The sequence below is a fragment of the Citrobacter youngae genome (assembly GCF_003818115.1).
In the GTDB taxonomy this organism is placed as follows: Bacteria; Pseudomonadota; Gammaproteobacteria; order Enterobacterales; family Enterobacteriaceae; genus Citrobacter; species Citrobacter youngae.
Map to the genome: position 1 here is coordinate 95085 of NZ_RPOI01000008.1, position 19054 is coordinate 114138.

A 19054-nucleotide genomic window follows, 5' to 3' on the forward strand; every position below is an offset into this window, starting at 1 on the left:
AAATGTTAATGATGGGGATAGGGATATGAAAATTCTGGGGTACATAATTGGAGCTTTCTTTGTGATCATTGTACTGGTGGTTGTGGTGACTAATGTATCAGACCCCTCCCCAAGCGATGCCACTTCTTTTGTTGAGAAAGGGGTGCGTAACATGATGAAGGCCCCTGATTCAGCAACTTTTGATAGCGTAAGATTTTATCCAGACTCAAGCCCACAGGGAGAGGAGATTAGCGGTGCCGTGTGTGGGTATGTAAATGGAAAAAATAGCTTTAACGCATACACGGGAAGAGTGCGATTCTTTTCAAGAATAACCGTATCTAACAATGGAAGAACTGCCGACTATTCACGCCCAACGATTGAAGATCCAAGTAATCCCATCTCTGTTGGAGGAATGGATAATGCTTGGAGTGAATCCTGCAAGTAGCAAACTAGCCCACTCAGGTAGGCTTCTGTTGCAGTCGGTGATCGCGACCAGGCAAAAAGTAACATCATGTTGATACTCCACAACTGCGGTTGTATACTTTCCATGAAATCGCTGAGGCGATAAGGAGGAATGTATGAACCAGAAGCGTGAAGTGAAAGCCAGCGATAAACCGCGTCAAACGGTTAGGCGATCAGCTGAGTACAAGGCACGTTTAAGTGCTGCTTCTGCCATTCTTGCTGAAAAAATGGAAGAGAAGCGCAACGAATGGGCTTTAAAATAAGTCGATCTCAGGCACTTGCCGATGTCATTTCTCAGTATCCAATTACTGGGTTACCAATTGAAGAATTCGAAGCCTATAAGCGGGAATCTATCGAATACGGTGATGTTCCCGCTCCGGCTATTCAGGTCCAGTTAGAACACCCTGCGCATATTGAAACCATTGGCCGCGATAAGTTGATGGAGCGGCCAGTCGAAGCACGTGGTGAAGAACTTCATCATACACACATTTGGCAGGAAGGTTGTTGTTGGGAAGATGAAGGCGGTCTTTTGGTACAATGGGCATCAACCAGTGACAGTTATGTTGTTTACTCTTACTTTGTTGACCGGGATGATGACCATCATTTTTACATCATAGATTTTTGTAGGGATTCGGCTCATACCATCATTGAAGATGCAACTCAGGTTGCAGAGTGGACCAGACAAGCAAAGGAATTCAGGCTTCAAAATATCTAAACCCGCCGCCCGGCGGGTTTTGCTTTCTTGGCTACTGTAAATTACGGTAATTTAACTCTTGCAAGTGCTTTTTGTGTCGATACCCTTTCTAACATTATGGGGATAAGGGTTGCTGAATGGGTATTAAAGGGCGGGTAATTGTTTGGGTCATTGGAATGGTTTTTGGTATCCCAACTTCGATCTATGCTGTGCAGTGGATGCAATATAAATTCGTTAAGCAAGAATTAGATTGCATAACTGATGTGAATGACGCAATGCTTAACTTGCTTTCTAACGTAGAGCAAGGATCAATCGGCAGGGATATGGAGAAGGCCAGCGACAACCTCAGAACATGTGTTAAGGGTATTGATCCTAGGAAAGGCAATGTTGAGTTTGCTGTGGAGCAGTACAAAAGATACCATTGAATGCGATGAAGCCCACTCAGGTGGGCTTTTTGTTACATCTCATCAGCTTCGCGAGAAATGTCGAACAGAACATTGATTGCTAGCAGGTAGGCATTATCAACTACGCCATAGGTGTCTCTTGTAATAACGTTCGTGTACCGGCTAAGGGCATTTTCCATGTATGAAATTAGTTCTTTATTACAGTGCTCACTTCGGTGATCTAGCAGGTGGAGGCCAATGATAAAATGTCCATATTTTTCAAACATAGTGTTGATAAATTTCTCGTCCTCGGAGAGGTCAAAGAATTCATCAATCGAAAGAGGTCGGTTAAGTTGTTCGAGTCGAGTCAGTTCTCTGGATAGCCACTGACACCCATCGCGTAATTGCTCCGCGGTCAATTTCATAGAAAGCCCTTATTAGTTAGTCAATAGTCCTTCAGCACGCCGTCAATTGCTTTATCTATGGCGTGCCTTAGCTTGTCTCCCAGCGGGTCATCGGGGGAGTGCTTCCCGAATAACGCATCCTCAAGAATTTGCACGATCTCAGAGTTCATTGATCTTCCATTTTGTTTGGCGCGTTCTGCTAATCAGCCATCCCTCATTATTGAGTTCGCCAGTGTCCCACCACTGACGGGCTGAGCTTACACATTAACCAGGGTTATCAGTTAGCAACATCCTGATATTCGAACAGTAGCCGCCACCGTGCGGCTTTTTTATGCCCGGAGATCTCAATGTCAGAACAGACATCCCGCCTCGCTATCATTATCGACAGTACCGGCGCTGAGAAAAACGCAGAAAATCTGACGACAGCCCTCAGTGGTCTGACTGAATGGGGCATGAAAGCTGCGACCAGTGCAGGGAAAGTGACAAAAGCCACCGAGGAAGAAAAGGAGGCGATGAGTAAACTTCGCGCCGCCATCGATCCTGTTGGTGCAGCCATTAACACCGTTGGGCGCCGCTTTACCGAATTAAAAAAATATTTCGACAAAGGGTTAATTGATAAGGAAGAGTTTGAATTTCTGTCGAGAAAACTCAACGAAACCACGGAAGAGTTGAGTGGAGTAGCTCAGGCTCAGCGTGAAGCGGAAAAAGCAGGTAAATTAGCAACCGCCCAGCAGGAGGCGCAGGCACAGGCATTTCAGCGCATGCTGGATAAAATTGATCCGCTAGCTGCTGCCCTGAGAAATCTTGACCAACAGCAAGAAGATCTTAATGCTGCGCTTTCAGCCGGAAAACTCAACACTTCACAGTTCGACACCTACAGTAAAAAATTGCAGGAAACTCGTCGGGAAGTTACCGGAGAAGCACAGGCTGAGAGAGAGGCAGCGAAAGCTCATGATGAGCAACGCGCGGCATTGCAACGCCTGGTTGCTCAGCTTGATCCGGTTGGCGATGGATTCCGCCGACTCGCGGAGCAACAAAAGCAACTCGACTCTGCGAAATCGTCAGGACTTCTTTCACCTGAGTCATACACAAAACTTTCCGGCACGCTCGGTGAGATGCGTACCGAGTTAGAAAAAACACAGGCGCAGTTAGGCAAAACTGGCATGTCAGCAAAGCAAACCGCTTTTGCTATGCGCATGATCCCTGCTCAGATGACAGATATCGTTGTAGGTCTGTCTACCGGGCAAAGTCCGTTCATGGTGCTGATGCAGCAGGGCGGCCAGTTAAAGGACATGTTCGGCGGCATCGGCCCAGCGATTAAAGGCGTTGGCTCCTATGTGATGGGCCTGATCAATCCTTTCACGCTGGCGGCTGCTGCGGTCGGCGTGCTGGGCGTGGCGTACTACAAAGGCACACAGGAACAGGACGCTTTCAATAAGTCACTTATCCTGACGGGTAACCTTGTAGGGAAAACATCGGGACAACTGGCGGACATTGCCGCGCGCGCTGGTGTTGCGGCGGACTCAACTACTGGCAAAGCGGCATCGGCGCTAAATCTACTGGTGGAATCTGGAAAGGTTGCTGGTGATTCGCTGGAACGGGTGACTACTGCCGTTGTTAAAACGAGCGAAGCCACTGGTATTGCGACCGATCAGTTAGTTGGTGATTTCAATGAAATTGCAAATGATCCAGTTGCAGCAATTACCAAACTTAACGACCAATATCACTTCCTGACGCTGTCAACTTATAACCAGATCAAAGCCCTCCAGGAAGAGGGGAATCAGCAGGAAGCGGCGAGAGTGGCGACTGATGCTTACGCTAACACCATGCAGCAACGAGCGAATGATATTCATGAGAACCTGGGTCTTCTAGAACGGGGGTGGAATTCTGTTACCAATGCCATAAAAGGGGCTACAGATGCATTATTGGATTTTGGCCGAGAAAAGGGACCATCTGAAAGATTAGCAGAGATAAGAAAAGAAATTGATTGGATCGATAAGGCTGCTGGCGGGAAGTTATTTTTTGGTGAAAGAAAGAATGAACTTGAAGCCGAGCTAAATAATCTTCAATCTCAAATCATCACAGAAAGCGTTTTAACTGGAATAATCAGCAATCATGATAAGGCAGAACAAAAGCGCATTAAAACTCAGCAGGAGGCTGACAGGGTCAATCAGCAATTTTTAAGTAATGCTGATAAACGCAATAAGGCAATTGAGCAACAGCAAAAATTTCTGGATGCCGGGGCGATCAGTGCGGATCAGTATGCGAAAAATGTTTCTCGCATCAATGAAATGTACAAAGACCCAAAAACGCCAGGAGCGACAAAAGGTAAGGCCGTTACTGAAGATGCAGGGCAACGTATGATTGATCAGCTCAACCAGCAAAACGCCCTGCTGGTTACTCAGGCTGAAGCAACAAACAAACTGTCTTCTTCTGAACAGGAACTCATCAAATGGCGTCAACAGCTTTCCACTCTGGAAACACGATCACCATCCCAATTAACTACCGCACAAAAATCGCTACTGCTTCGTAAGGACGAAATTACTTCATTGATGGAGCGCAATACCCAACAGGAGAAAAACAACCGGCTGATGAAGGAGGCGACGGAGCTTGCATCATACCGCAGTACGTTAGAGCGAGGTCTGGAAAACTTGCGGGCCAGCTATGCTGTTCAGGATTCGGGCTTCGGTATGGGCGAAAAGGAACAGAAGCGGATGCAGGATCTGCTTCAACTGGACCAGAAGTATAACGCTCAGCGCCAGCAGCTTGACCGTGACTATGCAGACAAATCCAAAGGGATGAGCGAGGAAACATATAACGCTAAATCCCAAATGCTTACTGACGCCCTGAATCGTGAGAAGGAAATCATGCAGCAGCATTATGCCAGTCTCGATGCAATGAATAACGACTGGCAGGGAGGAATTGAGCAGGGGTTCAGAAACTGGATGGATACTGCGTCAACGTATTCAACACAGATGTCTGGCGTTGTTCAGGGGGCGATGAGTGGTCTTGTCGATACGATGGCCGACGGGTTGAGCGGTAGTAAAGCGGACTGGAATGAGTGGTCTATGAGTGTTCTGAAGTCCCTTCAAAAAGTGTTACTGAACGCGATGATCGTAAACGGCATCAAATCAATGCAAGGCGCAAGTATTTGGGGCTCGTTATTTGGTTCAGCGAACAGCGGTGGCTCAACTCCTTCCGGAGCCTATGGCAGTGCATCAAGTGGGCTGGATTTCTTCAAACAAAATGCTAAAGGTGGGGTTTATGACTCTCCATCACTTAGCGCATATTCTGGCGGTGTATTTGATTCACCAAAGCTTTTTGCCTTCGCTAAAGGCGCTGGTGTATTTGGTGAAGCTGGACCGGAAGCAATCATGCCTCTTGCCAGAACGCCTGACGGGAATCTGGGGGTCAGGATGATGGGAGAGCAGGGGGGAGGCTTCTCTGGCGACATAATCGTTCAGCAAACGATTCATGTTTCAGGAAATGGCGACGCTGCATTGAATCGTGCAATGGAAGAAGCTGCCAGAAAAGGGGCCAATGATGGTGCCAGACAGGCCCGACAGGAAATGCTTCAGGATTTTCAGAGCCGTGGGCAGGGGCGGAGATTACTAGGAGTTTAACAAATGGCTGATGTATTAGAGTGGCCAGGTCCACGCCCTTCATCCCTCAACTGGTATCTCGAGTCTAATACCAAAACATTCAGATCTCCATTCAATGGCTCATCTCAGGTGGCGCGCTTTCTGGGGGCGCGGTGGAAATGTACTGTCGGCTATGAAGTTCTGGATGACGCTCAGTCCAGAAAAATTGAGGCAGTGCTGGCATCACTGGACGGAGAATATGGGCGTGTAAAAATTCGCGACTGGGGGCGTGATGGTGGCTCTACTGCCGCTACAGTGTTAGTGGCGGATGCAAATCAAACAGGAAACACCCTTTCAACTAAAGGCTGGACGGCTAATGCAATGGTGATGAGAGCCGGCGACTATCTGACCGTGAATTCTGAACTGAAAAAAGTTACTCAGGATGTATTCAGCAATTCAAGCGGTGTCGCTGTCATTCCAATTGCTCCAATGCTGCGGTCATCTCCAGCGGCAAATAGTACGGTAGAAGTGCGAGAACCCTGGGGGGTTTTCAAGCTTTCAGATAACCAGCAAGGAGCATTTGACCGTAAACCGGGTGGAATAACATCAATGACAATTGAGTTTGAGGAGGCATTTTAATGCTGTATTCCCCGTTTTCTGACTCGATGGTGGACTGGTTATCCCGTGACAGGGTGACGGTTGCAATCGCTGCCAATATTCAGTTTGAATCCGGCACCGTCTATGTGCACTCCGGTACCGGGACGCTGGTTCTCGGCGGCTATGTTTATTACGGCATGGGCCGCATGGGCTCCGTTGATGATGCCAGTGAAACCAGCACAACCAGCCCGACGCAGGTCAAAATGACCCTTTCCGGTCTGGATATGGCTCTCTTTGCCACCACGCTGAATGAGCGCTGTGTGGGCAGAAATGCCGAAATATATCTGGTGGCTATGGATGATAACGGCGTTGTCCAGGTTGCTGATCTCCTGTTCAAAGGGCGGGTATCCAGTACGGGGGCGACCGCTGGCGGGACAAACGCCCTGCAGTACACCCTCAGTAATATTTTTGAAGACTGGCAGCGTCCTTTCCCTGATCGCTATACAGATGAATCGCAGCAGGCTGCTTATCTCGGCGACCGCATATTCCGGTATGTGGCGCAGATGTCTGAACGTTCTATTTACTGGGGTAGTAAAAAAGATGCGCCAGGATTTACCTATAAGTGAGGCAACATGAAGCATCCGGACTGGCATAACAGATTAATCACCGTAATAAGGGCCGCTGAAAAGCGGCCTTTTTTATGGGGTAGTCATGACTGCTGCCTGTTCGCGGCGGACTGCGCTCAGGCCATGTGCGGCGAGGATTTTGCGGCGGGCTGGCGCGGAGCCTACGACAGCGAACATGGGGCAAAAAAGGCGATATTGCGCGGAGGCGGTTCGCTTGAAAAGGTGCTGGCCCGGTATCTCGATGAAGTGCCGGTGAAGCTGGCGCAGCGTGGGGATATTGCCGTTGTTGAAAATGCGGGATCGCGGTGTGCAGGGGTGGTGTATTCCGGCGTTGTAAGGGTACCTGGCGAAAATGGTCTTGTCAGTCTGCGGGTTAAGCCGCTGAGTGTCTGGAGGGTGCGTTAATGCCTGCTGCTATTCCTATTATTGCGACCGTTGCTGCAGGTGCCGCCGCCTCATATCAGTATTACGGGATCGCAATGGCTATCACCGTGGCCGCCCAGGTGGCAACTCAGGCGCTGACCAAAAAGCCATCACTGGATTCCTACCGTGACACATCGGAACGTAAACAGGTCCTTCGTGCCGCCGCCAGCGCCAAAACGGTTGTTTATGGTCACACCACGACAGCGGGAACATTGTTCTTTTCTGAAGAGCAGGCTGGTGAACAGGATGATGGCGAAATGCTGCATCTGGCCATTGCGCTGGCGGGGCACTCATTATCCAGCACTGGAACCGTCTGGCTGGGTGACGAGCCGATCAGCAGTTTTCCGGAGCATGCATCTTTTGAGCTGCACACCAATCGGCAGACAGTAGATCAGTACATGCTGGCAAACTGTCCGTCATGGAAAGAAGACATGATCGGAAAGGGGATCACGTGGCTGCGCGTGTCCCTCAAATTCAGTGCAGAAAAATTCCCGTCAGGTATCCCGAATATCAAGGTCGAAAAGTACGGGCGTACCGTTTATGACCCGCGTACCGGGTTGACGGGCTACAGCAACAATGCGGCGCTGGTTATCCTGGACTATTACCGCAATTACCTGAAAGTACCCGACGCCGATATCCTCTGGGAACAGTTTCAGGAAGCGGCGAACATCTGTGATGAGGATGTGATTACTGGCGGTAATACCGTTGAGAAGCGTTACACGATTAACGGTGAGTTCGATCTCAGTGAGAACAAGGTCAGTATTCTGGAGGGGATGCTGGCAGCATGTGCCGGGGATGTGACCTATACCGCGGGCAAACATGGTCTTCTGGTCGGGGCTTATTACGGACCCGCTACCGAAGTGATCACTGAAAGCCAGCTGGCCGGTGATATCGAAATCATGCCGGAAGTATCTCAGGCGGAACGCGTTAACACTATCAAGGGGACGTTTGTCGATCCGCAGCAGGGGTACACCGAAGCAGATTTCCCCTCTGTGTCAGTAAGTGAATGGGTGACGGAAGACGGGGTAGAAATATCGCAGGATATGAAGCTGCGATTTGTGACCTCTGAATTTCAGGCCCAGCGTCTGGCAGACGTGAAGTTAAAGCGCACCCGCATCGCCAGGACGATGAACGTAACGTTAAATCTGAGCGGATACCGTTACCGCCCGGGAATGTATGTGAAGGTGAATTTCCCGTCTATCGGTATCGTTAATGTTGAAATGCGGGTAACTGACTGGAAGTTCGGCGTTCAGAATGGCGTACAGTTGACACTGAAGCAGGAAACAGCAGATGTCTGGGGCGATGCCATCGGTAAACCGATCGAGCGACCGCCGTTTACTCAGTTACCATCTGGCGGCGTGGCGCAGCCGCAGAACCTGAAATACACCGTAGAGGAAATTGGTCAGGTCGTACAGGGCATTTTGTCCTGGCAGAATATCGGGCAGGTGGTCTACAACAAAGTGATCATTCGTCGCAATGGTCAAATGGTGATGTCTGTCCAGGTTCCGGGTACGTTCACGCGTCTTACCGGGTTACCAAAAAATACCTACACAGCCCACGTTATTGCCGTAAACCAGATGGGGGCAGAGTCGCCGGAAGGGTATCTGGAATTCAGTATTGAAGCCCCGCCAGCGCCTTCCCATGTTGATATTGAGCAGGGCTTCTTTGCCGTCACGCTGATCCCGCGTCTGGCGGCAATTACCAATGTTTCCACGCAGTTTGATTTCTGGACGTCAGGAGAAACGAAGCTGCCTGATGCCTCAACAGCCACCGTGGAAGCGAATGCCAGCCGTGAAGGGATGGGAACCACCTGGACCAGCAATCAGCTACAGGTTGGACATACCTATTACTGGTATATCAGGACAGTTAACGCCTTTGGTGCATCCGGTTTTGTCGAAGTACCGGCGCTGTGCTCTATGGACACTGGCAGTCTCATAGACCTCATTGATGATGCAGTACAGAAATCAGACGCATTCCAGAACGTTAAGGCCGGTGTCGATACGAACCTGGAAGGCATTATGGAAAATGCGCTGGCGAACCATGGCACCGTTGAGCATCAGTATCAACAATATGGTGAGGTACGTGCTGATATTCTGGTCGTAAAAACCACGGTGGCTACCGCCGAACAGGGGCTCGCTGATCTGTCCAGTTATGTTCAGGCGTCAATCGGACCAGAAGGCACTTTGACTGCTGCGGTTAACCAGAAACTGACCGCCGAAGTAAATATTGATGGAACGGCAAAAGCTTCTTATGTCACTAATCTCGGCATTGTCAGGAATGGAGTGAAATACAGCACCGGGTTCGGTATGTCGATTGAGCCATCGGGGAACAGCTATAAATCCACAGTGGTTTTTGCTGCTGATCAGTTTGGTATTTATTCCGGAAGTGATCCGGGAAATTACACTGCTGCGTTCTTTGTCTATAACGGACAGGTATTTATCCGTGATGCTTTAATTCAGGATGGCAGTATCACCAATGCAAAGATTGGCAACTATATCAGGTCCACCTCTTTCGTTTCAGGTCCTTCAGGGGCTGGGTGGAATATCGATAAAAATGGTAACTGTGAATTTCATGGACAGTTTTATGCGAACAGCGGCCAGTTTTCATTTAACGGTACCAATAACACCGTCGTTATCAACGGTAATGGACTAACTGTCAATCTGCCTGGCGGTGGACGGGTTGTCGTCGGGAGGTGGTCATAATGCCGGAAGGTATTCTGATTGATTACAACGATGGCCGTCCGGTGATGGCAATTACTGCGGGGCTGCGGGCCCCCAGTTTTTGCACATCGTTCTCGGGCTGGTCATCCCAGCCAATGCAGTACCCGGTAAACACGCCACTGGTTCCAGGCTCTCAGGTTATTGTGATACCCACCAATCCTGTCTACACCTACTCATTTGCTGAATTTGATGTAGCCATTATGACGGGGGTCACCCGGAACGGGGACTCCGGGGTCATCATTGGCGCAGAGACAATCGGGGGTAAATCCCTTACTCCGGACTGGTCCGGCTACATTATGGAACTGCTGCCTGCAGCGACTTATAACGAAGGGTTACTGGTTGCGAACTCTACCGACTTCACCGCCATATCTAATCAGGCTGCGCTGATGACCTGCGCCTGGTCCGGGCGCATCACGGTTAACGGTATCGCATCTCTCCCGGTTGGCGGCATCCCTTTTGGTAAATGGGATAACCCGAATGTATCGGTGGGGTTTGATGGCGGCAATATTATCGTTCGCGATATCTCCTACACAGGGCGGGACGACGTGGCCGGAACGGCGACCATAGACCTGGTGATATTCAATCAGACCGCACCTGTCGGCGGCGACGGTATCACGATGACCAACGCCGCAGGTCAGGTCACGTTCTCCACGCTGAAACGCCCCTTTGTATATGACCGGCAAATTCAGATTACCGATGCATTCCAGGATATTGGCGGCGGGTTCTGCCAGATAGTTTATACCGGTGCACAGGTCCGTATGGACGGCGGTTACGGGAACCTTCGTACAAAAGGTGTTGTGATGTCGGGCGGTAGCGTCAGGTCTGCCTATAACCGGGTTTTTGGTAATTATTTCAGCAATGGATGGGATATGACCCGTAACAGAAATATCACCATGCCCATTCTCATTATCCCGAACATGTACTGAGGAAAATCTATGTCAGCAGGAACACTCACCCTGACGAATAATTCTGCCCAGGTATCAGGAGCCGGGACATCATTCAGCACCGAACTGGCAGCCGGCGATTTTATTGTTGTCACTGTAGGTGGCGTACCTTATACGCTCCCGGTCAAAACAGTTGAGAGTAATGCGGGCCTGACGCTGGTCAGTAATTTTACCGGGCCCACACAATCGGGTGCAGCATGGTCAGCAGTTCCACGTGTGGCACTGAATATGGTTACCGCTGCACTGGTAGCGCAGAGCGCAGAGGCACTTCGTGGCCTGAACTACGACAAGCAGAACTGGCAGCAATTTTTCACTGCGGACGGTGATGTAACCATTACGATCCCTGATACCAGCCAGACAACAGGACCATCAGCGAAAAAGTTAATCAGTAGTGTAAGTCTTAAGGCGGATAAGTCGGATCTTAATGATTACGCCAAAAAAGGTGCTAACTATGACATCACCAGTCTGGAAGGACTCACTAACCCCCTCAGTATTACGCGTGGGGGGACTGGAAGTAATAGTGAATCCGGGGCGAGAACTAAACTTGGTCTGGGAACCTCGGCAACCAGAAATGCAGGCACAGATGACGGAAATGTACCTATTGTAGGTAGTATGTGGGGTTTTGGGCATGGAACAGCGGGGCATATTGTTATAAATGCCACTTCGAATAATGACATCTATTCGGCACTTATTAATTATGGAAGTTGTGTTTTCAGAAACAACGCATCTATCCCTTCCACATCTTCTACAACATACGGTGCTGGTATCTGGTTACAAACAGGGGATACGGCGGGAGCGATTCAGATACCCTACTCTCCAGGGGGGAGCGTCACAGTCGTATCGGCCCAGGCAGGTGTCGGAGTATTCTCGCGGACAATGTACGACACTGCCAACACCACAGTGGACGGTAATGGTTTCATTAAAAAAGCATCTCCGATTGTTAAACTGAAAGGCGACGGATCGGCGGAAGTTAACTACCAGGCAGAGGGGGCCTTCACAGAACGTCTTGACGTTGGCGTTTATCGTATTTCTGGCGTTTTGGGCTTCAACTCAGCTCCAGCATGGGGGGGTATCGATGGCGGCATTGAGATACCGCTCGACCGAAACAAACAGCCCCTGTTGTGGGTGGATTATAAAGTCGAGTCAGATGGTTCCATTCTGCTGAAAACGTACCACCGGACACATCCATCGGCACCGGAGTTTGCCCGTAATCTGATCGGTCTGAAAAATGACGATGGTGCATTTACCGAATCAGTTAAAGATGGTGAACCCGTAGATATTCCTGATGGCAGATGGGTCGATCTGCGAGTTCAGATGCCTGCAGACAGTATCTTTAATCAACGTCAGGAGGAAATGAGGATAGCAATGGAACAGGCTGAGCAGGCTCGTTTTGAAAATCAGCGGGAGCCTCAGCAATAGATCGTTGCCGCAGCTGCGTCGCATGCAATGACGTCACTGCGGCATATTGCCCCTTAATCTGACACCAGCCACATATCAGCCTCTTCAAACATTTCCTGAACAGTCCGGCTTATCTGTTCTTTCTCATGCTTGCTGGCGTCAGTGTTGATCGCCGGCAGTGTCATCATCGGTTTTACACGGACATCAGCATCCGGGAAAATCCGGTGAACCCTCTTGCTAAGTTCGCCCAGAATGATGTCTTTTGCACCCGGCAGACCATCAAAATTCCTTTTGTCATAAACGAGTTCCACGAACATGCTTTAGCTCCTCTTTACTGTGTATAATGACAGTATATACTGTATGTATGAACAGTATCAATGCGAGTGAGTTTATTATGAAGTTTTATTCACCAGTCGAGCTACGTCAGATAGTTGCGCTTCCTTTATTTGGCGATTTGGTTCCATGCGGATTTCCTTCGCCAGCGCAGGATTATGTTGAGAAACGTATTGATCTCAACGAGCTGTTAGTGCAACACCCAAGTGCTACCTATTTCGTAAAATCATCTGGCGATTCTATGATCGGTGCGGGTATTGGTAATGGCGATTTGCTGGTCGTCGATCGGTCAAGAAAGCCTGTACATGGAGATATTGTGATAGCTGCCATTGATGGCGAGTTTACTGTTAAACGTCTGCAGTTAAACCCGGTCGTTATGCTTGTTCCTGAAAACAGTGCTTATGCACCCATTATGATAAACAGCGAAGATACGCTGGATATCTTTGGCGTTGTAACGTTTATCGTGAAAACGGCAAGCTGAACATGTTTGCTCTGGTTGATGTGAACTCGTTTTATGCCAGTTGTGAGACTGCATTTCGGCCAGACCTGAAGGGAAGGCCGGTTGTGGTTCTCTCAAACAACGATGGCTGTGTTATTGCCCGTAACGCTGAAGCCAAAACGATTGGTGTGAAAATGGGATACCCATATTTCAGGCAAAAGGACTTATTCCGCCGATGTGGTGTTGTTTGCTTCAGCAGCAATTATGAACTGTATGCGGATATGTCCAGCAGGGTAATGGCCACACTGGAGGCATTGTCACCACGATGCGAAATTTATTCGATAGACGAAGCTTTCTGTGACCTTTCCGGTGTGAGGAATTGCCGCGTTCTGGAGGATTTTGGGCGTGAGTTAAAAGATGCGGTTTATCAAAATACTGGCCTGGCGGTCGGCGTTGGCATTGCTCAGACAAAAACGCTGGCCAAGCTGGCAAATCACGCCGCAAAAAAATGGCAGAAACAGACGGGTGGAGTGGTGGATTTATCTAACCTCGAACGCCAGCGCAAACTTATGTCTGCACTTCCGGTTGATGAGGTCTGGGGTATCGGGCGGCGTATCAGCAAGAAGCTGGAGGCCATGGGGATTAAAACAGTTCTTGAGCTGGCTGATACTGATATACGTTTTATCCGGAAGCACTTCAATGTTGTCCTGGAGAGAACTGTGCGCGAGCTTCGTGGAGAGCCATGCCTTGAACTGGAGGAGTTTGCACCAGTAAAGCAGGAGATTGTTTGTTCCCGGTCGTTTGGGGAACGCATTACCAATTATGACGCTATGCGGCAGGCCATCTGCAGTTATGCGTCGCGCGCTGCGGAAAAGTTGCGTGGCGAGCATCAGTTTTGCCGGTTCATATCGACCTTTGTCAAAACGTCACCCTTTGCGCTGAACGAACCGTACTACGGTAACAGTGCGTCAGTGAAGCTGCTCACCCCGACACAGGACAGTCGGGACATTATTGCAGCAGCAACGCGAAGCCTGGGTGCAATATGGAAAGACGGGTACCGATATCAGAAAGCAGGAGTCATGCTGGGAGACTTCTTCAGTCAGGGCATCGCCCAGTTGAATCTGTTTGATGATAATGCGCCTCGTCGGAACAGTGAGAAGTTGATGGAAGTTCTGGATCATCTGAACGCGAAAAATGGTAAGGGCACGCTCTACTTTGCTGGACAGGGTATACAGCAGCAGTGGCAAATGAAGCGTGAGATGCTTTCGCCTCGGTACACGACAAGATTCTCGGATTTACTCATTGTTAGTTGAATTGTAAATTGCACATGATATATTTTTAAATATTTCATATGGTTATGGTGAGTGAAATAATGAACGAGTGGATGTTTAAGGATGAGCTGTGGAAGACAATTGTCGCGGCATTGCCAGTGATTGCCGCATTATGGAAAACTTGCGAATATATTTATAAGTTTTTACGAAGTGGTAAAGTTTTAAAACTTCGGCATTATTATAAAGAGTATGGCGAACATTTAGGAGTAGAAGATAAACAATTCATTACTAATCAATTAAGAAATAAAATAATGGCTCAATTAACGGGAGTGTCTAATGATAGTACTAGGAATAAATTGCTATACATCTCAAACAGATGTGATTTGAGACTTCCAACTAGGAAGTTGGTGATCTTGAGTCGGTACTTGAAATATGATGGTGAGCATTTCTATTTCTTAATAGATAAAAAATACAGAATAAAACAGTTTTCTTCTTGGATTGCGGCAGTAGCCTACTTGGCATATGCCATGGCTCCTATAAAAGTATATTATGATGGAGTACTGGATACGTTCCAGATTTTGCTTTCTATATTTTTCTCAGTTATTTGCATTCTACTGTCATCATTTTTAATGACGGCTTATCCCACAGTGAAAACAATTCAAGGGTTAAATGGAAGGATGTTAAAAGTGAATGGCTCAAAATTCAGTGAAGTTTAGTAGAAGCTTTACCCCAAACATGTATCACTTGATTGGACATATTATATGTGATCCTTGATTATTAACATTCCCAACGGCGCGCGTCACGGCGTGCCAGATAAATTTATCTGCCGAAACAGCCCCGTCGGAGGCTATCTCTTCGGCTTCTTTCCTTCCAGTATCCTGCCTCATCCATTCGCGAGCAGCATCTGGCGATAGTACTAGCGGTCGCCTGTCGTGAATATCTACCAGTCTTTTGTCGGCAGCAGCCGTCACTATCAGGAATCCTTCTGTTTTATCTCCACGTTCGAATGGTGTGCTGCCGATCGCCGCCATGAATATCGGCTGACCATCGGCGCGATGAATGAAGTAGGGCTGTTTCTTGTCGCCTTCCTTTTTCCACTCGAACCAGCCATCGGCAAAGCAAATCGCACGACCATGCTGCCAGAGTGGCTTAAATATTCTGCTGGTGGCCGCAGTTTCAGACCGTGCGTTAATTAGCGGCGGTTTATCCCACCATCCAGGGGCGTATCCCCAAAGCACGGGATCAAGATGAAGTTGTTCATCACGCTCACTCAGAAGTAGAACTTTGGTACCCGGCGCTACGTTAAAACGGCCGATGGGTTCCGGGTCATATGGAATGTCTCGTTCGGCTTCTTCAGCGAGAAGGGCGAGATAATCTTCACGCGTCATCGACTGTGAAAAGCGTCCACACATAGAAATCTCCAGCCATATGTCAGACTGAAAGGATAGGCGGTAACTAAAAGAGAGGGCGCGTAGGTTAATGTGTACCTAAATGCGCCCTTGATTTGGATTTTGGATGATTGTTTTTATTTATGCATTTGAATTTAAAGTGAATTATTTAAATTCAAAAAACCTTTTTGTACGGTTTGACCGAAACTTGCGCATAAACGCCTGCAGCCACATACGGGTCGGCATCTGCCCACGCCTGCGCTGCCTCTAAAGATTCAAATTCCGCAATCACCGTCGATCCGGTAAATCCCGCCGCACCCGGATCGTTACTGTCGACAGCTGGCATGGGGCCCGCCGTCAGTAGACGACCTTCATCATGGAGGAGTTGCAGACGGGCCAGGTGAGCAGGGCGCACGGAAAGACGTTTCTCGAGAGAATCTGCGATATCTTGAGCATAAATAACATACAGCACGGGTAGAGCTCCTTGATCGGTAAAAGTCGCGTTTACGTTATTGGAAAGCCCTGGTAACTGCAACGTAAAGATAATAGCTTTGTTAAGGCCATATTAAGATAATGGTTTTTTTACATGAAATTGCGTTTTAAATGCGGCTTACTGTCATGGGCTTATTGAATATGATTGCTATTTGCATTTAAAATCGAGGCCTGGTTTTATAACTGAAACGATTATGACTGCAATGACCCTTGATTTACCTCGTCGCTTTCCCTGGCCGACGTTACTTTCCGTCGGCATTCACGGCGCTGTAGTGGCGGGTCTGCTGTATACCTCGGTACATCAGGTTATTGAACTGCCTGCACCCGCGCAGCCGATCTCCATCACGATGGTCGCACCTGCCGATCTTGAGCCACCTCAGGCAGTTCAACCACCGCCGCAGCCTGTCGTTGAGCCTGAACCGGAACCTGAACCGATACCGGAACCGCCAAAAGAGGCGCCGGTGGTGATTGAGAAACCGAAACCTAAACCAAAACCGAAGCCAAAACCGGTGAAAAAGGTTGAAGAGCAGCCCAAACGTGACGTGAAACCGGTTGAGTCGCGTCCAGTATCGCCGTTTGAGAACACGGCGCCTGCTCGTTCGACAACGACCAGCACCGCGCCGGCAACCAGTAAACCTGCGGTTAGCGCACCGTCTGGGCCACGCGCCTTAAGTCGTAATCAGCCACAGTATCCGGCGCGCGCGCAGGCTTTGCGCATTGAAGGTCGGGTGAAGGTCAAGTTTGATGTGACATCAGATGGCCGTGTGGAGAATGTTGAAGTGCTTTCCGCACAGCCTGCCAACATGTTTGAGCGTGAAGTGAAAAATGCGATGCGCAGATGGCGTTACGAAGCGGGCAAACCGGGATCTGGCCTGGTGGTGAATATCGTATTCCGTCTGAACGGTACGGCGCAGATTGAGTAACTGGCGTGCCGGAGTCGGCGTCAGGCTTTCTCCGGCAAGCAGGTCTGATAACGGTGTCAACGCGGTTATCAGACCTGTGTTGGTATCGGACGGGGTTTACCGTCTTTATCTACAGCGACGTAGATAAACAGGGCTTCAGTGGCTTTGTAACGCTGGCCAATAGGTTCCGAAGCGACTTTCTTCACCCAGACTTCAATATTAATGCTGATTGACGTCGTCCCGCGTTTTACGCAGCGTGCGTAGCAACAGACCACATCACCCACGGCAACCGGGCGCAAAAAGCTCATTCCTTCCACTCGCACCGTCACCACGCGGCCATGTGCGATCTCTTTGGCCTGAATAGCGCCACCAATATCCATCTGTGACATCAGCCAGCCGCCAAAAATATCACCGTTAGCATTGGTATCGGCAGGCATGGCCAGAGTGCGTAAAACCAGTTCACCCTGGGGGGTGTTATTCGTTGTTGTCATTGTAGAACCGACTGTAGAGAAAGATTACAGGCGGGATGCTACTAGAATTTACGAGCGGAGAACAGAGGGGATGCAGCGCGCGGAGGGGATGTAAGCCAGCTTGTCTGCCACGAAGAACGTGGGTGGGTAAAAATTCGCCAGATCCGCAGATCTGGCGAACACTTATTACGATTTATCTTCCTGCGGCAGATGGCGGTAGATATAGATTCCGCTCAGCAACGTGAAGAATAAGGTCAGGGCGGTTAAACCGAACACTTTGAAGTTGACCCAAATGTTCTGCGGCAGCCAAAACGCAATGTAGATATTGGCCAGTCCACACAGGATGAAGAAAACGGCCCAGGCCAGATTTAGCTTCGACCATACCGGCTGCGGCAGCGTCAGCTCTTTTCCTAACATGCGCTGAATCAACGGTTTTTTCATCACCCACTGGCTAACCAGCAGTGCACCGGCAAACAGTCCGTAAATCACCGTAACCTTCCACTTAATGAATTCATCGTTGTGGAAGAAAATAGTCAGGCCACCGAAGACAGCAACCAGAACAAAGGTGATTAACGCCATCTTCTCGACTTTGCGATAGCGAACCCAACTGTAAATCAACACCACAGCTGTTGCGACAATAAGCGCCGAGGTTGCCGCGTAGATGTCATAAAGCTTATAAAAAGCAAAAAAGACAACCAGCGGTAAAAAATCAAGAAACTGCTTCATTCTTCGAGTCCGTAATCAAAAAGCATTGGGTAACACACCCGGCATGCGTTCAGGGTTTATTGACGAATCAGCATATATAGGCGGAACAAATAGATCAGCAGCACAGCAGAGATCATATTGCTCAGCGTATTCGCCAATACCGCGCCTACGTTTGGCGTTAGTACTGCAAAACTTGGCGCAAAAAGCAACAGCAGCGTTTTTGCCAGTAACCAACCGATTACTGCCGGCGCTACCAGTCGCATATTAGACCACGCCAGACGCATACTGTTGCGCATAGCGGCAAAGACGCCCATTTTATCCTGCACGACCATCACCGGCGCGAGGGCCAGCAAGATAGCCAACAGAATACCAGGTACGACAACCAGCATAATACCGACCTGTACCAGCAGGGTAGTCAGAAAAATCAGAATAAACAATTTAGGTAATACCGGCGCGCTGGCGCCAATGGCGCGTAATGCGCTAACCCGATGACCCGCCGAAATCAATTGAATCATCAGGATGATGCCTCCTGCAAGGATGGCATTACCAATCAGCCCTGAAAACGTCGATGCTGCAGAAGCGCGTAGCAAAATTTGCTGCTGCTCCGGCGTCATATTCTGTACCAGATCGAACAGGCCCACACTGCTGGTTAGCTGATCCCCTTCGCTCAGTTGCGCGATTTGCGCGTCGCTGGGAGAAAAGGCATGCCCTAGCACCACTGTGATAAACGCGCACAATAACGATACCAGCAAGATGGTAATGAATTGATTACGGAAAAAGTTTCCCGTGTCACGGTAAACGGATTTCGCCGTGATAGACATGCACTCTCCTTGAGTTTTGCAG

22 protein-coding genes and 1 pseudogene are annotated in these 19054 nt (G+C 49.1%); 15 read left to right on the plus strand and 8 right to left on the minus strand.

Translation table 11 applies throughout. From position 1 onward, the window contains the following. Positions 1-25 precede the first annotated feature (25 nt). The 4 genes from EHN13_RS07340 to EHN13_RS07350 all read left to right on the plus strand — a co-directional run bounded on the left by EHN13_RS07340 (position 26) and on the right by EHN13_RS07350 (position 1560). Positions 26-424 (plus strand): hypothetical protein, encoded by a 399-nt coding sequence (locus EHN13_RS07340; RefSeq protein WP_124021143.1) that lies wholly within the window; start codon positions 26-28, stop codon positions 422-424. Positions 425-557: 133 nt separating this feature from the next. After that, positions 558-704: a hypothetical protein gene (locus EHN13_RS24030; RefSeq protein WP_167469984.1), complete on the plus strand. Its 147-nt coding sequence runs from the start codon at positions 558-560 to the stop codon at positions 702-704. After that, positions 689-1156 carry a type II toxin-antitoxin system YafO family toxin gene (locus EHN13_RS07345; protein ID WP_124021144.1) on the plus strand — a complete coding sequence of 156 codons (468 nt, stop codon included), beginning with the start codon at positions 689-691 and terminating at the stop codon, positions 1154-1156. The genes EHN13_RS24030 and EHN13_RS07345 overlap by 16 nt, the downstream gene beginning before the upstream one ends. A gap of 116 nt (positions 1157-1272) precedes the next feature. Beyond that, the gene (locus tag EHN13_RS07350) at positions 1273-1560 is read left to right on the plus strand and encodes a hypothetical protein (RefSeq protein WP_124021145.1); all 288 of its coding nucleotides are present in this window, start codon (positions 1273-1275) and stop codon (positions 1558-1560) included. A gap of 32 nt (positions 1561-1592) precedes the next feature. Here the strand turns inward: EHN13_RS07350 and EHN13_RS07355 are convergent, their stop codons facing one another. Next, positions 1593-1943 (minus strand): hypothetical protein, encoded by a 351-nt coding sequence (locus EHN13_RS07355; RefSeq protein WP_124021146.1) that lies wholly within the window; start codon positions 1941-1943, stop codon positions 1593-1595. Between the two features lie 104 nt (positions 1944-2047). Further along, a pseudogene (locus EHN13_RS24490) lies at positions 2048-2125 on the minus strand (Arc family DNA-binding protein); the annotation flags it as partial. A gap of 144 nt (positions 2126-2269) precedes the next feature. On the opposite strand from EHN13_RS24490, the gene EHN13_RS07365 reads away from it, so the two are divergent. The 7 genes from EHN13_RS07365 to EHN13_RS07395 are packed head-to-tail and all read left to right on the plus strand — an operon-like array spanning position 2270 to position 12232. Continuing rightward, positions 2270-5545, plus strand: coding sequence for a phage tail tape measure protein (locus EHN13_RS07365; RefSeq protein ID WP_124021147.1), 3276 nt, complete (start codon positions 2270-2272; stop codon positions 5543-5545). 3 nt (positions 5546-5548) lie between these two features. Further along, the gene (locus EHN13_RS07370; RefSeq protein WP_124021148.1) at positions 5549-6142 is read left to right on the plus strand and encodes a hypothetical protein; all 594 of its coding nucleotides are present in this window, start codon (positions 5549-5551) and stop codon (positions 6140-6142) included. Then, positions 6142-6726, plus strand: a complete 585-nt coding sequence (locus EHN13_RS07375) for a DUF2163 domain-containing protein (RefSeq protein ID WP_124021149.1) — start codon at positions 6142-6144, stop codon at positions 6724-6726. Before EHN13_RS07370 ends, EHN13_RS07375 begins: the two co-directional genes overlap by 1 nt. A 6-nt stretch (positions 6727-6732) precedes the next feature. Further along, positions 6733-7131, plus strand: a complete 399-nt coding sequence (locus EHN13_RS07380; RefSeq protein ID WP_124021150.1) for a DUF6950 family protein — start codon at positions 6733-6735, stop codon at positions 7129-7131. Beyond that, positions 7131-9851 (plus strand): phage tail tip fiber protein, encoded by a 2721-nt coding sequence (locus tag EHN13_RS07385; protein ID WP_124021151.1) that lies wholly within the window; start codon positions 7131-7133, stop codon positions 9849-9851. The genes EHN13_RS07380 and EHN13_RS07385 overlap by 1 nt, the downstream gene beginning before the upstream one ends. Continuing rightward, complete coding sequence (locus tag EHN13_RS07390) at positions 9851-10795, plus strand: DUF6453 family protein (protein WP_124021152.1); 945 nt, start codon at positions 9851-9853, stop codon at positions 10793-10795. Before EHN13_RS07385 ends, EHN13_RS07390 begins: the two co-directional genes overlap by 1 nt. 9 nt (positions 10796-10804) lie before the next feature. Further along, positions 10805-12232 (plus strand): phage tail fiber protein, encoded by a 1428-nt coding sequence (locus tag EHN13_RS07395; RefSeq protein WP_124021153.1) that lies wholly within the window; start codon positions 10805-10807, stop codon positions 12230-12232. A 53-nt stretch (positions 12233-12285) separates the two neighbouring features. Here EHN13_RS07395 and EHN13_RS07400 read toward each other — a convergent pair whose 3' ends face one another. Further along, complete coding sequence (locus EHN13_RS07400) at positions 12286-12528, minus strand: DinI family protein (RefSeq protein ID WP_038642073.1); 243 nt, start codon at positions 12526-12528, stop codon at positions 12286-12288. Positions 12529-12605: 77 nt separating this feature from the next. Between EHN13_RS07400 and EHN13_RS07405 the strand changes: the two genes are divergently transcribed. From EHN13_RS07405 to EHN13_RS07415, 3 genes are read left to right on the plus strand one after another with little or no spacing between them, the layout of a single operon-like run. Continuing rightward, entirely contained in the window at positions 12606-13025 is a 420-nt protein-coding gene (locus EHN13_RS07405; protein WP_124021212.1) for a translesion error-prone DNA polymerase V autoproteolytic subunit, read from the plus strand. A 2-nt stretch (positions 13026-13027) separates the two neighbouring features. Further along, positions 13028-14296, plus strand: coding sequence for a Y-family DNA polymerase (locus EHN13_RS07410; protein ID WP_124021154.1), 1269 nt, complete (start codon positions 13028-13030; stop codon positions 14294-14296). A gap of 59 nt (positions 14297-14355) precedes the next feature. Further along, positions 14356-14970, plus strand: coding sequence for a hypothetical protein (locus tag EHN13_RS07415; RefSeq protein ID WP_124021155.1), 615 nt, complete (start codon positions 14356-14358; stop codon positions 14968-14970). 24 nt (positions 14971-14994) lie between these two features. Here EHN13_RS07415 and EHN13_RS07420 read toward each other — a convergent pair whose 3' ends face one another. Together EHN13_RS07420 and EHN13_RS07425 are read right to left on the minus strand one after the other, a co-directional pair. Next, complete coding sequence (locus EHN13_RS07420; RefSeq protein ID WP_124021156.1) at positions 14995-15666, minus strand: SOS response-associated peptidase; 672 nt, start codon at positions 15664-15666, stop codon at positions 14995-14997. 151 nt (positions 15667-15817) lie between these two features. Next, positions 15818-16114, minus strand: a complete 297-nt coding sequence (locus tag EHN13_RS07425; protein ID WP_048211485.1) for a YciI family protein — start codon at positions 16112-16114, stop codon at positions 15818-15820. 214 nt (positions 16115-16328) lie between these two features. Between EHN13_RS07425 and tonB the strand changes: the two genes are divergently transcribed. After that, the gene (tonB, locus tag EHN13_RS07430; RefSeq protein WP_197724098.1) at positions 16329-17057 is read left to right on the plus strand and encodes a TonB system transport protein TonB; all 729 of its coding nucleotides are present in this window, start codon (positions 16329-16331) and stop codon (positions 17055-17057) included. Positions 17058-17125: 68 nt separating this feature from the next. Here the strand turns inward: tonB and yciA are convergent, their stop codons facing one another. The 3 genes from yciA to EHN13_RS07445 all read right to left on the minus strand — a co-directional run bounded on the left by yciA (position 17126) and on the right by EHN13_RS07445 (position 19032). Next, a complete protein-coding gene (yciA, locus tag EHN13_RS07435) occupies positions 17126-17527 on the minus strand; it encodes an acyl-CoA thioester hydrolase YciA (RefSeq protein WP_048211486.1) in 402 nt (133 codons plus the stop codon). Positions 17528-17692: 165 nt separating this feature from the next. Beyond that, complete coding sequence (locus EHN13_RS07440; RefSeq protein ID WP_005126421.1) at positions 17693-18232, minus strand: septation protein A; 540 nt, start codon at positions 18230-18232, stop codon at positions 17693-17695. 56 nt (positions 18233-18288) lie between these two features. After that, on the minus strand, positions 18289-19032 hold the full coding sequence (locus EHN13_RS07445) for a YciC family protein (protein ID WP_040233207.1): 744 nt from the start codon (positions 19030-19032) through the stop codon (positions 18289-18291). Positions 19033-19054 lie beyond the last annotated feature (22 nt).

What these genes read in the sequence shown, in the direction of transcription:
- EHN13_RS07385 (WP_124021151.1), top strand. Translation starts at nt 7,131, where the DNA reads ATGCCTGCTGCTATTCCTATTATTGCGACCGTTGCTGCAGGTGCCGCC.
- EHN13_RS07390 (WP_124021152.1), top strand. Translation starts at nt 9,851, where the DNA reads ATGCCGGAAGGTATTCTGATTGATTACAACGATGGCCGTCCGGTGATG.
- EHN13_RS07400 (WP_038642073.1), bottom strand. Translation starts at nt 12,528, where the DNA reads ATGTTCGTGGAACTCGTTTATGACAAAAGGAATTTTGATGGTCTGCCG.
- EHN13_RS07375 (WP_124021149.1), top strand. Translation starts at nt 6,142, where the DNA reads ATGCTGTATTCCCCGTTTTCTGACTCGATGGTGGACTGGTTATCCCGT.
- EHN13_RS07410 (WP_124021154.1), top strand. Translation starts at nt 13,028, where the DNA reads ATGTTTGCTCTGGTTGATGTGAACTCGTTTTATGCCAGTTGTGAGACT.
- EHN13_RS07345 (WP_124021144.1), top strand. Translation starts at nt 689, where the DNA reads ATGGGCTTTAAAATAAGTCGATCTCAGGCACTTGCCGATGTCATTTCT.
- EHN13_RS07415 (WP_124021155.1), top strand. Translation starts at nt 14,356, where the DNA reads ATGAACGAGTGGATGTTTAAGGATGAGCTGTGGAAGACAATTGTCGCG.
- EHN13_RS07440 (WP_005126421.1), bottom strand. Translation starts at nt 18,232, where the DNA reads ATGAAGCAGTTTCTTGATTTTTTACCGCTGGTTGTCTTTTTTGCTTTT.
- yciA (WP_048211486.1), bottom strand. Translation starts at nt 17,527, where the DNA reads ATGACAACAACGAATAACACCCCCCAGGGTGAACTGGTTTTACGCACT.
- tonB (WP_197724098.1), top strand. Translation starts at nt 16,329, where the DNA reads ATGACTGCAATGACCCTTGATTTACCTCGTCGCTTTCCCTGGCCGACG.
- EHN13_RS07370 (WP_124021148.1), top strand. Translation starts at nt 5,549, where the DNA reads ATGGCTGATGTATTAGAGTGGCCAGGTCCACGCCCTTCATCCCTCAAC.
- EHN13_RS24030 (WP_167469984.1), top strand. Translation starts at nt 558, where the DNA reads ATGAACCAGAAGCGTGAAGTGAAAGCCAGCGATAAACCGCGTCAAACG.
- EHN13_RS07355 (WP_124021146.1), bottom strand. Translation starts at nt 1,943, where the DNA reads ATGAAATTGACCGCGGAGCAATTACGCGATGGGTGTCAGTGGCTATCC.
- EHN13_RS07395 (WP_124021153.1), top strand. Translation starts at nt 10,805, where the DNA reads ATGTCAGCAGGAACACTCACCCTGACGAATAATTCTGCCCAGGTATCA.
- EHN13_RS07445 (WP_040233207.1), bottom strand. Translation starts at nt 19,032, where the DNA reads ATGTCTATCACGGCGAAATCCGTTTACCGTGACACGGGAAACTTTTTC.
- EHN13_RS07405 (WP_124021212.1), top strand. Translation starts at nt 12,606, where the DNA reads ATGAAGTTTTATTCACCAGTCGAGCTACGTCAGATAGTTGCGCTTCCT.
- EHN13_RS07340 (WP_124021143.1), top strand. Translation starts at nt 26, where the DNA reads ATGAAAATTCTGGGGTACATAATTGGAGCTTTCTTTGTGATCATTGTA.
- EHN13_RS07380 (WP_124021150.1), top strand. Translation starts at nt 6,733, where the DNA reads ATGAAGCATCCGGACTGGCATAACAGATTAATCACCGTAATAAGGGCC.
- EHN13_RS07365 (WP_124021147.1), top strand. Translation starts at nt 2,270, where the DNA reads ATGTCAGAACAGACATCCCGCCTCGCTATCATTATCGACAGTACCGGC.
- EHN13_RS07350 (WP_124021145.1), top strand. Translation starts at nt 1,273, where the DNA reads ATGGGTATTAAAGGGCGGGTAATTGTTTGGGTCATTGGAATGGTTTTT.
- EHN13_RS07420 (WP_124021156.1), bottom strand. Translation starts at nt 15,666, where the DNA reads ATGTGTGGACGCTTTTCACAGTCGATGACGCGTGAAGATTATCTCGCC.